Raw genomic sequence first — 12,359 nt, 5'->3', positions numbered from 1 at the left:
CGAGATGGATGTATTATTAGTTGATGATGAAGAACTAATTCGACAAGGTATTTTTGAAAGTGTCGAGTGGGATAAATTGAATATGACCGTGGTTGGACAAGCAGAAGATGGTGAAGAAGCATTGGAGCTTTACCTTCAGCATAAACCGCAGCTAATTTTGACTGATATTAAAATGCCTTTTATGGATGGTTTAGAGCTTGTTGAAAGAGTAAAGGGCCAAGACCCTGACACGTATATCGTGATCATCAGCGGGTATGACGAATTTCAATACGCGCAAAAGGCAATCAAATTAGGAGCCTATGACTTTATTCTCAAGCCCATTGAATTAGAAGAATTAGAAAAACTGTTACATAAAATCAGCCTAGAATTTTCCCAAAAGAAAAAAAGAGAACTTGAAGAGCAAACGATGAAAGAACAGGTAGAGACGAGCCTCTCTATTTTGCAGGAAAACTTTTTAAAAGATATTATGTTTAAAAGAATTGATTCTCTTTCCATACAAGAAGGAATCAATGAATTAAAAATAGCGAACACAACCTATCATACGGTTTTACTTGTCCAAATCGATAATGCAGCGGAGATGGAAGTGACTGAACAATCTTTTTATTTGTTTATTCATGAGGTCCTTGCAGAAGAGGAAGCCATGTATACTTTTGAAATGAACCATAATGAGATAGTCATCCTTCTTTTTGATGAAGATGAAAACCTTGTTAAAAGGAAGAGAAGTAGAATCATCCAAAGGATTAGAAGGGGAGTTAAAGCAACTTCCATAACAATCGCTTTTGGAACAATTTATCCAGCGCTTTCCTTCCTTGCTCAAGCCTATGAAGAAGCAGGAGAGGCACTCGAATATAAATTCATTTTAGGCAGCGGCCACGACATTTCTTATAATGAGGTAAAGGGTAGAAATCATGAATATGCGAATGTAATTAACAGTAAGGACTATGATCGTATTTACTCGATGGATTTTACTGACAAGGACAGGATTGAAAAGGATATTACCCTATTAATGGCTGACATAAAAAATGCAGGGAGAGATTCTTATCTATATTCACAAATGATCATCAGCACCATTTATATGTCCGCCATCAAAGCTTTGAAGGAGATGGGGGGAACGGTTGAGGAAGCCTTTCATCCCATCGAGGAATTTAAACAAATTGTTTCAAATCCAACGATTGATTTAATGAAAGTTAGACTAATCCAAACTTTGTTGAAAATAGCTGACTATATTAATGATCGGAAATTTGGGAAGTCCTCCTATCTGATTGAAAAAGCTAAGCTATATATTCAACATGGTCTTCATGACCCGAATTTTTCAATTGAGGCCGTAGCTCGTCATGTCAATATTAGCAACAGCTATTTTAGCATTTTGTTTAAACAAGAAACGGGTCAAACTTTCGTCGATTATTTGACTTCGTTACGAATGGAAAAGGCAAAATACTTCTTAAAGAACTCAGGCTATCGAACCTATGAAATTTCAGATATGGTCGGTTATAATAATTCCACCTATTTCAGCACCATATTCAAAAAATACACGGGCTTCACACCAAGCGAATACCGAAAGAAAATCTAATCAGTGACCAGGGGGCCGGGGTTCTGGCGGGGATCACAAATCTCATTTAAAGCCATGAATACTTCCCTTTGGCAACTTCCTTCATAATAATCCTCTCTTCTGCTGAAATATCCCACCCTTCATAAGTTGAAATGAAATACTGATGTCATATCAGAATAATCTGTTTGAAATAATTCCCCCTTATAATATGTATGATTGCAAGTATTGAATATAGGATGTCTTAGTAAGGAATATTCAATAGAAGGGGAGTATTTCAATGGATGTTTGCACAAATTGTGGTGAAGAATTAAATCATTCTAGTAAGTTCTGTCCAAACTGCGGTTCGAAGGTTGCAATAGATCAAAAGAACATGCCCTCAACCTTAGAAACTCGCATTGAAATAAAGAAAAATCGTTCAAAAACGAGATTATTAGCTGGAGTTGGATCGCTTATAGGATTGATGCTTGTTATCAGCGTTACCCTAATCGTCAAAGACTTCACTAAGCCTGAATCTAAATCGAATGCAGCGGTAACAAAAACAGTTGACAGATTAAAAGATAAGGATGTTGAAAAGAAAGATCAAGTTAGTCATGAAACCGAACAGGAAAGTTCCAGACCTTCCTCTTCGGAATATATTTTGCCTGCTAGTGATAAGAAAGTGTTGGGTGAGGCGGACGTTGCTAATCTTACAAAAGGGCAGCTGCGTATCGCGAGAAATGAGATCTACGCTCGTCATGGGTATGTCTTTCAATCGGAGGATTTGCAAACCTATTTTTCGAGTAAGTCATGGTACCAGCAAGAACCTGACTTTGATGGCTCTTTAAATGAAGTAGAAAAGGAAAATATAAACTTCATCAAAGAAAGAGAGGACAGTCTTTAGTGGAGTACAGTTGGTGAAAATGTTTTAGTGCTTCAAAGTGTTTCGCTAGAAAAAGCAACTGAAACCATTAATCTTCTGAAGTAAATTCGAGTCCTACTGTACCTTGTTCCAATTGAATAGAAGTCAAAAGAAAGATACACTTACTATATCGTTAATTGGAGCAGGTGCAGGAATGAATAATCGACAAAAGGAATTATTAAGAATATTGCTGACGAATGAAGAAGGGGCCTTGAATATAAGGGATTTGTCGGAGGGGCTTGATTGTGCGGAGAAAACCGTACGGAATGATTTAGACCGGATCGAGGAGTTTCTTCTTGATTATTCCGGCGCGAGTCTGATCCGCAGGCCCGGTTTTGGAGTAATGATTGGAATTGGCGAGGGAGAACGGTCTGCCATTTTGCGAAGTCTTCTTTCTAGTGAACCGAAATCAAATGAAGAGCGGCTGATTGAAATCACCTATCAGCTCTTAACTAGTCATAAGGCGATAACACTACAGTATTTTTCTGATTCTTACTACGTACCCAAAGCGGCTATTAAAAAGGATATGGAAGAAATTACGAACTGGCTTCACGTATTTCATCTTGAGCTGATCACTAAACCACGGCTTGGAAGTGTGATTGAAGGAACAGAGCTGCAAAAACGGTCCGCGTTGGCGCACTTATCCGAACTAATTCCCTCTCTTTCAAACGGGAAAAATTTTGTGTTGGATCTATTTTTGCCTTATGAAATTGCGACCGTCAGGAAAGCACTGGAGGATTTGCGGGACAAGTTTTCGATAACTTTTACAGAGGAGGCGTTAGAGAGCCTGCTGGTTCATGCCTTGATCATGACCAAACGGACCCGGCAAAGGTCTTCCGTATTTGTCCAAGAGTCTGAAAAGAAATCGGCACTTGGTCGAAAGGAATATCAGTATGCCATTTGGTTTTTTAATCAGCTGGAGTCCGTATTTCGGCTCACGTTTCCTGAAGAAGAGCGGATCTATTTTACCTGGCACCTTATTAGCAGCAAGCGAGTAGAAGAGGGATCTGAACAGATTATGGAATATGATGAAGAGGTTGCAGAGGTACTCCGTGTGTTCATTGAAAAAATGGGAAAACTGACCCTATTTGATTTTGAAGCCGATTCGGTTTTACAAAATGGCCTTGCTGTCCATATGCTCTCCGTCATCAATCGAATGAAGTACGGTTTTCCAATCTTTAATCCGCTGCTATCTAATATTAAGAAGATGTATCCCTATATGTTTAATATGGTCATTTTGACGCTCGAAGAAATTAAAAGTACTTTCCATTTAGAAATCCCTGAAGATGAGGCAGCCTATATCGTTCTTCATTTTCAAGCCTCGATTGAACGGATGGAGGGGAAGAGAGACCTAAAGAAGAAGGCACTGATCGTCTGTCATATGGGAATTGGCATGTCTCATTTGCTAGAGGCAAAGATTGAACAGCAATATATGGACATTGATATAGTAGCCTGTATCGGCAAAGCAGAAGTAACAGATTATATAAGGCAGCATCCAGTTGATTTTATTATTTCTACTGTTCCTCTTGAAATCAATATGGAGTACCTCGTCATTTCACCGCTGTTTGGACAAGAGGATAAGAAAAAATTAAGTCAATTTGTTAAGAAGGTGAAGCAGAATAAGCCTGACCTTCTAGAACAAAATGCTTTTTCTCAATTATTGACGGAGGACCTTGTGTTTTTTCATTTGGATAAGGGACACCGATATGAAGTGGTCGAAATGCTTGCCACTACTCTCGTAAACAAAGGCTATGTGAGGCAAGAGTTTATCCATAGTGCTGTGAATCGGGAACGGAAATCTGCCACAGCGATCGGCGGAGGAGTGGCCATTCCGCATGGAAATCCGTTGGTGGTTCAAAGATCTGCCATAGCAGCAGCAATCATGAAAGAGCCAATTGAGTGGGGCGATGAACGGGTTTCACTAGTATTCCTGCTTGCGATTTCAAAAGAAAATCACCGAGACGTTCGCGCGGTCATCGGAAAAATAGCTTCCCTTAGTGAGTCACCATTGGTTGTACATGAGTTAACAGTCGCAGAGAATTATCAGGATTTTCTACGGATCATAAATAAGTAGGGCAGAGAAGAGTAGATCCAGAGATCCACTCTTTTTTTCGGTGCTTTTTATTTTAATAAAATGATTTTTACCGCAACTTCTGGTAAAAATAAATAAAATTTACTAGACAAAGAGGACTTATTATATAAGTAAGCGATTACTTATATTTTTTCATTAGGAGGAAAGCATGATGGGGAAAATTCTAGCTGTAACAGCTTGTCCCGTTGGTATTGCTCATACGTATATGGCTGCTGAAAACTTACAAAAAGCAGGCAAAGCGTTAGGCATAGATGTTAAAGTTGAAACACAAGGGTCCATTGGGGTAGAAAATGCGTTAACGGAACAGGAAATTGCGGAAGCCGATGGAATTATTATTGCTGCTGACAAAGAGGTCCCGAAAGACCGCTTTGCTGGAAAAAAAGTCATTGTTACCGGTGTTAAAGATGGAATTCAGAACCCGGAAAAACTCATTAAGCAGATTCAGAATGGAGATGTTCCTGTTTATAAACCAGAATTAGCATCTGCTACTGGATCATCGAATAGTAAAAGTAAAAAGAATCCCATTTATAAGCATTTGATGAATGGTGTATCTTACATGGTTCCATTTATTGTTGTTGGGGGATTGTTAATTGCGATTGCCTTGACTCTTGGCGGGCAACAAACACCTGGAGGAATTGTCATTCCAGACGATTCAATTTGGAAACAAGTTGAAAAGCTTGGCGGAACAGCATTCATGTTCATGGTGCCAATCTTGGCTGGTTTTATTGCAGTGAGTATAGCTGACCGCCCGGGACTAGTACCGGGGATGATCGGCGGATATATTGCAGCTAATGGCAGTTTTTATGGAAGTGAAGCAGGTGCCGGATTTATCGGCGGGATTATTGCCGGCTTTTTGGCAGGTTATATAGCCCTTGGAATTAAGAAATTAAAGGTGCCAAAAGCAGTTCAACCTGTTATGCCGATTATTTTTATCCCAATTCTTTCATCTGTTATTGTAGGTTTATTATTCATTTTTGTTATCGGTGCTCCGGTTGCCCAAATCTTTGAATCATTAACAAGCTGGCTTGCTAGTATGCAAGGCGGAAGTTCGATTGTATTAGCGATGATTCTTGGAGCGATGATTGCCGTTGATATGGGTGGACCATTCAACAAGGTAGCGTTCTTATTCGGTTCAGCTATGATAGCTGAAGGAAACTATGAAATTATGGGGCCGATTGCCGTAGCGATCTGTATTCCTCCAATTGGACTTGGACTAGCTACATTCTTGAACAAACGCAAATTTGGTCCAACGGAAAGAGATGCAGGGAAAGCATCCTTCACAATGGGTTTATTCGGTATTACGGAAGGTGCAATTCCATTCGCAGCACAAGATCCGCTGCGTGTTATTCCAAGTATCGTTGTCGGTTCTATGGCCGGCTCGGTTATTGCCATGCTTTCAGGTGTGGGTAACAAAGTGGCCCACGGCGGTCCGATTGTTGCCGTGTTAGGTGCTGTCGACAATGTCGTTATGTTCTTTATTGCCGTTATTGTTGGGGTAGTTATAACAGCGATCATGGTTACGGCATTGAAGAAAGATGTGGAGGCAGCGGCGGCCGTTGTTGGTGATGGCGGCGCTCGAACTGATGCGCCTCTAGTAGGAAATGGTGAAATGGCAGAAGCCGAAAAGGCTGAAATCGAGAAATTGACCGATATTACCAATTTGGACTTAATCGAAGTGGATTTAGACGGAACGACTCGTGACGGTGTTATCGATGAATTGATTACAAAGTTTGATGCTACTGGTGTTTTAAGCTCGAAGGCAGAATTTAAACAAGCAATCCTGAACCGTGAAGGTGAATCTTCTACTGGACTAGGTATGAATATTGCGATTCCACATGGAAAATCAAGTGCGGTTAAACGGCCAGCTGTTGCCTTTGGAATTCAACGTAACGGTGTAGACTGGAAGAGTTTAGACGGTTCAGATGCAAAACTAATCTTTATGATTGCCGTACCGGAAAAAGCAGCAGGAGATGCGCATCTGAAGATCTTACAAATGCTATCACGCAAACTAATGGATGACAGCTTTAGAGAGAGACTGTTACAGGTCACTTCTAAAGAAGGAGCGTTCAAATTGCTTGAGACAATCCATTAACATAGTAAGAAACCAACAAGAACCATTGTGAATAATGGATTATGTTACTAAAGATATCATCTGGAAAAAGAGAGCAGTCATTGCTCTCTTTTCCATATAAAAGTACATTAATTGACCATGGGCATCGATGACACGATGTGCGCACGTCAATGGATCGAGAGTGTAGAAAATAAAATAATGGAGGTATTATACATGCAACCGATGTTTTTAAAACCAGTCTTTAAAGAAAGAATTTGGGGCGGTACCGCTTTACAAGAAGAATTCGGCTATAAGATACCAAATGAAAAAACAGGTGAATGCTGGGCTATTTCTGCTCATCCAAATGGACCCTCTATGATTGAAAATGGACCCTATGCAGGTATGTCATTGGATGCAATCTGGCGAGAGAAACCAGAACTTTTTGGCCACCCAAAGGAAGAGGTTTTTCCTCTTTTAACAAAAATATTAGATGCAAATATGGATTTATCTGTTCAGGTCCATCCGGAGGATACATATGCGAAGGTTCATGAGAATGGTGAACTTGGCAAAACAGAATGCTGGTATATTCTAGATTGTAAAGAAGGTGCCGAAATGATCTTCGGTCACAAGGCTAAAACAAAAGAAGAATTAGTCGAGAAATTGAAAGAAGGAAAGTGGAACGAGCTGCTCGGCAGAGTCAAAATCAAACCAGGTGACTTTTACTATGTGCCAAGCGGAACTATTCATGCACTATGTGAAGGGACTCTTGTATTAGAAACACAGCAAAGTTCAGATACCACCTATCGTGTGTATGATTATGATCGCAGGGACGCTGACGGGAATTTAAGGGAGCTTCACTTAGAAAAAGCGATAGATGTAACGACTGTGCCGCATCAACATGCAGGGGTCGCTCCGAAAGTTGAGAAGCGGGAAAATGTAACCATTACAACCTTTGTGGAATCTGAGTTTTTCACCGTTTACAAGTGGGAAATCGAGGGTAAGGCTGCTTTTGAATATAATCATCACTATTTACTTTTAAGTGTGATCAAGGGAGATGGAACGCTAGTCCACAATGGTGAGAAGTATCCGTTGACTAAAGGAACACATTGCATTATTCCAGTCGGTTTGGGAGAATTTGAATTAAATGGTGAACTTGAACTAATCGTATCACATGCTTAGAACAAGGGAGACCATGGGATAACCAAAAGTAAACCAGGGGGAAATGTCGTGCTACTTGAATTGATTGCCGTCACGGCTGAGGATGCCGTATTAATTGAAAAATCGGGAGCAGACCGAATTGAGCTTGTTTCGGGTTTAACAGAGGGTGGATTAACGCCGAGTTATGGGTTGATTGAAAAAGCAGTTTCGAGTGTTCATATTCCGGTCAATGTTATGGTTAGACCGCATAGTCAGTCGTTTTGCTATTCGAGAGACGACCTCGCGATCATGAAAAATGATATTCGCATCATTCGCTCGCTTGGGGCAAACGGGGTCGTATTGGGAATGCTGGATGAAGAAGGAAATATCGAATACGGTCAGCTTGAAGAACTTTTAACGGAAACAGGTGATATGGAGGTAACCTTCCATCGCGCCATCGATAGTTCAAAAAATCCACTCGAAGCAGCAGAAAAATTGGACCAATATAAGGAAATCAAGACAATTTTAACATCGGGCGGATATGGAGACTGGCCCACCCGGCTTGAGCTGCTCCTGCAGATGAAGGATCGGTGTAAGAAGACGGATATCCTCATCGGAAGCGGGCTGACAAAGGAAAATATCCTAGAAGTTCATGAAAAAGTGGGTACCGGTTTCTATCATTTCGGATCAGCCGTTCGTAAAGAAAATAGTGTACTTCAACGTGTTTCGTTAGAAAAAGCCACTGAAATTGTTCATCTTTTGAAGAAAAAGGGATGAGTCCCTCATAATTGGGAGGAATACATATGAACAAGAAAATATCGTTAATACGCTCTAGTAATCTTGCACAGGTGGATTATGCTTATGCAAGTCGAGTACCTGCTGGGATGGAGTTGCTATTTTTAGCAGGGGCATGCCCTCTCAATAAAGAGGGAATCGTACCAGATATAAATGATTATGTAGCCCAGGCGAAACTCTGTGTTGAGAATTTGAAGGTGGCTTTAAAGGAAAGCCAAGCTACATTGGAAGATGTAGTCTATACGAGAGTCCTAGTTGCATCAAACCAGCAAGCTGATTTGGGTGCCGTTTGGAAAGCGATTCGTCTTGAGTTTGGCGACCACGATGTCCCAAGCACTTTAACCGGAGTTACAGTGTTAGGTTATAGAAACCAATTAGTGGAGCTGGAGGCAGTAGCAGCCGTCAATCCAATAAAGGAGTAATATCATATTTCACAAAAAAGGCATTGGTAAATTCCGATGCTTTTTATTTTTGTCAGAAATCAAAGGGATATTTAACTAACAATAATAATATAATAAAAGACAATATTAGTTTATTGTAATACGATAAATCGTGTGCTAAAATCATGTTGTCATGAAATAAGTGAGGTGTTTCAAATGAATGTTAGCCGAGGTTCGACCACTTTTTTAAAGGTCATTATTTTTCTGGCTGGAATGGCAGTGCTGGCATTGTGTATCTATTGGCTGCCTGTGATCGCCGTTAGAGATGCAAGGGTACATCCAGATACGGCTTCCTTCCTAATTCCCTTTTTAGTATGTGCCTACGGATTCTGTATTACGTTTGCGATTGTGTTGTATCAAGTATTTAAACTATTAACCTATATCGAAAGGAACAATGCTTTCTCTGAGTTATCCCTTAAATCTTTGATGGTTATAAAGAAATGTACTTTTGCAGTCATTTTCTTCCTTGTGTTAGGGATCGTAAGCTTGATGATGCTTGCTAAAGTTACAGGTGACGATGCAGCAGGTCCTATATCACTAAGTCTAATGGGTATTTTAGTGACAAGTACCGTTGCAGCTTTTGTCAGTGTTCTTGAAAAACCAATTAAAAATTTTCTGAAAAAGTGAAATAAATTGTGAGGTGTGTACTTTGAGAAAAGTCACAACATTATTTTTAAAAATAGCTGTTTTTATTATCGGACTACTAGTTCTTGCTTTATGTATATTTTTAGTGCCCCATCTAGCGGATTTCGCTGCAAAATTGTATCCAAGTATTCCCTCAATGAAATATCTCGTTTTCATCTTGATGTACGGAGCCGCCGTGCCTTTTTACTTTGCTCTCTATCAGGCGTTCAATCTTTTGCGGTACATTGACAGGAACACAGCGTTCTCAGAATTATCTGTAAAGTCGTTAAAGAGCATAAAGGGGTGTGCATTTACAATCAGTGGTTTGTATGTAGTAGGTTTGCCACTCTTTCGTTTGATAGCGAGGAAAGTGGACCCTCCGATTGGATTTATCGCACTCATCATCATTTTTGCTTCGTTGGTTATCGCCGTTTTTGCCGCTATCCTCCAACGGCTTCTACAAGAAGCGATTAATATAAAATCAGAAAATGATTTAACGGTTTGAGGTGGAGAAGATGGCCATTATTATTAATATTGATGTGATGTTAGCAAAACGAAAAATGAGCGTAACAGAGCTTTCGGAGAGAGTTGGAATTACTATGGCGAATCTTTCCATTCTGAAAAACGGGAAAGCAAAAGCGGTTCGTTTTTCAACATTAGAAGCGATATGTAAGTCTTTAGATTGCCAGCCAGGTGATATTTTGGAGTACAAAAGCGAGGAAGACACTCAATAAAAACAGACAACAAATTTAGTTAACGGGATTAGGATTCAAACCATAACCACGATTCGGTTTATAATAAAGGTAAAGATTGAAGAACATCTTAAATCAGTATTAAAAGGGGATGACAAAAGAAAGATGGGAAAGGAAAGTAAGTGGCAAACCAAAGACCAATTATTGGACTCACTCTGTGAGCTGGTGGAGATTCCAAGTGTGACACATAGTATTGGCGAAATCGAAGTGGCAGAATTTGTTGAAAAAAAGCTTCGTGAGCTTCCTTACTTTCAAACGAATAAAGAGTACTTAACTCTTCATACAACCGAGGACGATCGTAAATTTGTTACGGCTCTCGTCAAAAAAGGGACGAATGAAAAACAAACCGTGATTCTTGTCAGTCATTTTGATGTAGTGGGAGTAGAGGATTATGGGGATTGGCAGGAATATGCTTTTCAGCCGAAAAAATTAACAGAGTTATTTTATGGGAATAAGAATCATATGCCTAAAGAGGTTCAAAAGGACTTAGAAAATGGAAATTGGTTATTCGGCAGGGGAACGATGGATATGAAGTGTGGGTTAGCCCTCCATATGTCCCTCATCGAAGAGGCCTGTTCCGGATCCTTTGATGGGAATCTGCTCCTCTTAACGGTTTGTGATGAGGAAGTGAATTCTGTAGGAATGCGTAATGCGGCACCGGTTCTTTTGGAAATGGCGAAGCAGCATCATCTGGAATACAACGCGTGTTTGAACTCAGAGCCTATGTTTGCTCGCTATCCAGGAGATGAGAATCAATACATTTATTCCGGTTCCATTGGTAAGATCCTGCCTGGGTTTCTCTGCTACGGGAAGGAAACACATGTGGGTGAGCCTTTTTCAGGATTAAATGCGAATTTTATGGCCTCACTGCTAACGAATGAGTTAGAGTTGAACACAGAATTTTGTGAAGTGGTTGAAGGTGAGGTCACTCCCCCGCCAACCAATCTAATCCAGAAAGACTTAAAAAAAGAATACAATGTGCAAATCCCTCATCGAGCGATTACCATGTTCAATCTATTTATTATGGAACGTTCGATGAATGAAGTAGTGGAACACCTAAGAAAAAGTGCTGAAAAAGTCGCCCGCAGGATCGAACAAGGGTATGAAAAAAGAGCAGCCCATTTTTCGACATTAGAAAATTCTACACCAAAGGAAATGTCCGTAAAGGTTTATCAATTTGATGAATTATTACATTATGCGATCGAAACTTATGGAAAGGAAAAAGTAGATGCTATTCAAACAAATGTCTTGAGAAGTAGAGGGGCGAGGGATGATCGCGACCTGACCATTCACCAGGTTGATGAGCTTTCGATCCTTTGTAAAGAGCTATCACCCATGATTGTTCTTTTCTTTGCTCCCCCCTATTATCCGGCGGTAACCTCTCGAAACCACCCGCGTATCAGTCGTGTCGTGGATCATATCATTGGGTATGCCAAAAATACGTATGATATCGAGCTGAAAAACCAAAGTTATTTTGCTGGGTTATCGGATTTAAGTTATGTTAGTTTGGAGAAACCTGCGTCAAGTCTGAAAGACCTCACCGCTAACATGCCATTGTGGGGGAAGGGATATCATGTTCCTTTAGATGTATTAGAGAATCTCAATATTCCTGTCCTTAACCTAGGTCCGGTTGGAAAAGATGCACACAAATGGACCGAGCGACTAGATGTCGACCATGCTTTCGGCGCGTTAAGAGATATGCTTTCGATTACAGTGAATCTATTATTAGATGGGGACAAGGATTAAAATCTAGCAGATCTGCATCAGGGAAAAGGAAATGGAGATGCTCAGAGTTTTGTTACTCTGAGCAATTTTTTTATAATATCTTCTTATTTGAGTAATCAGCAAAATAAACGGAGATTTTCCGGTTAAATGCTGAACGGAGCTCGTTTCGAGATTAAGCCCATATAATTGTGTAAAAAGAAAATGAGTCAAATTAATTCCTCATGGTTACAATGTTAACGGCTAATTAAACAATGTGGAGGAAGTAATTATGACTCAAGTACAGTTTAACCTAAATAT

The 12,359-nt window shown here is 40.1% G+C and carries 11 protein-coding genes; all 11 read left to right on the top strand.

Annotated features, from left to right (window positions below; all coding sequences use genetic code 11):
• Positions 1–4: 4 nt before the first annotated feature.
• The 11 genes from ACE198_RS25505 (at position 5) to ACE198_RS25455 (ending at position 12,083) form a co-directional block, all read left to right on the top strand.
• A complete protein-coding gene (locus tag ACE198_RS25505) occupies positions 5–1,570 on the top strand; it encodes a response regulator (protein ID WP_375377495.1) in 1,566 nt (521 codons plus the stop codon).
• 256 nt (positions 1,571–1,826) lie between these two features.
• Complete coding sequence (locus ACE198_RS25500) at positions 1,827–2,429, top strand: YARHG domain-containing protein (protein ID WP_375377494.1); 603 nt, start codon at positions 1,827–1,829, stop codon at positions 2,427–2,429.
• A 172-nt stretch (positions 2,430–2,601) separates the two neighbouring features.
• On the top strand, positions 2,602–4,521 hold the full coding sequence (locus ACE198_RS25495) for a BglG family transcription antiterminator (protein WP_375377493.1): 1,920 nt from the start codon (positions 2,602–2,604) through the stop codon (positions 4,519–4,521).
• A gap of 169 nt (positions 4,522–4,690) precedes the next feature.
• Positions 4,691–6,631 carry a fructose-specific PTS transporter subunit EIIC gene (locus ACE198_RS25490; RefSeq protein WP_375377492.1) on the top strand — a complete coding sequence of 647 codons (1,941 nt, stop codon included), beginning with the start codon at positions 4,691–4,693 and terminating at the stop codon, positions 6,629–6,631.
• A gap of 192 nt (positions 6,632–6,823) precedes the next feature.
• Entirely contained in the window at positions 6,824–7,768 is a 945-nt protein-coding gene (gene manA / locus ACE198_RS25485; RefSeq protein WP_375377491.1) for a mannose-6-phosphate isomerase, class I, read from the top strand.
• Between the two features lie 48 nt (positions 7,769–7,816).
• Entirely contained in the window at positions 7,817–8,503 is a 687-nt protein-coding gene (locus ACE198_RS25480) for a copper homeostasis protein CutC (RefSeq protein ID WP_375377490.1), read from the top strand.
• Positions 8,504–8,529: 26 nt separating this feature from the next.
• Positions 8,530–8,943: a RidA family protein gene (locus ACE198_RS25475; RefSeq protein ID WP_375377489.1), complete on the top strand. Its 414-nt coding sequence runs from the start codon at positions 8,530–8,532 to the stop codon at positions 8,941–8,943.
• A 174-nt stretch (positions 8,944–9,117) separates the two neighbouring features.
• Positions 9,118–9,588, top strand: a complete 471-nt coding sequence (locus ACE198_RS25470; RefSeq protein ID WP_375377488.1) for a DUF2975 domain-containing protein — start codon at positions 9,118–9,120, stop codon at positions 9,586–9,588.
• A gap of 22 nt (positions 9,589–9,610) precedes the next feature.
• Complete coding sequence (locus ACE198_RS25465) at positions 9,611–10,090, top strand: DUF2975 domain-containing protein (protein WP_375377487.1); 480 nt, start codon at positions 9,611–9,613, stop codon at positions 10,088–10,090.
• A 10-nt stretch (positions 10,091–10,100) separates the two neighbouring features.
• Positions 10,101–10,319, top strand: coding sequence for a helix-turn-helix domain-containing protein (locus ACE198_RS25460; protein WP_375377486.1), 219 nt, complete (start codon positions 10,101–10,103; stop codon positions 10,317–10,319).
• 123 nt (positions 10,320–10,442) lie between these two features.
• Positions 10,443–12,083 (top strand): M20/M25/M40 family metallo-hydrolase, encoded by a 1,641-nt coding sequence (locus ACE198_RS25455; protein ID WP_375377485.1) that lies wholly within the window; start codon positions 10,443–10,445, stop codon positions 12,081–12,083.
• The last annotated feature ends 276 nt before the right edge of the window (positions 12,084–12,359 follow it).

Source organism: Neobacillus sp. KR4-4 (genome assembly GCF_042136325.1).
In the GTDB taxonomy this organism is placed as follows: domain Bacteria; phylum Bacillota; class Bacilli; order Bacillales; family Cytobacillaceae; genus Neobacillus.
The sequence above is the reverse complement of the archived record's forward strand: the minus strand, read 5'-3'. Positions and strand labels throughout refer to the sequence as shown.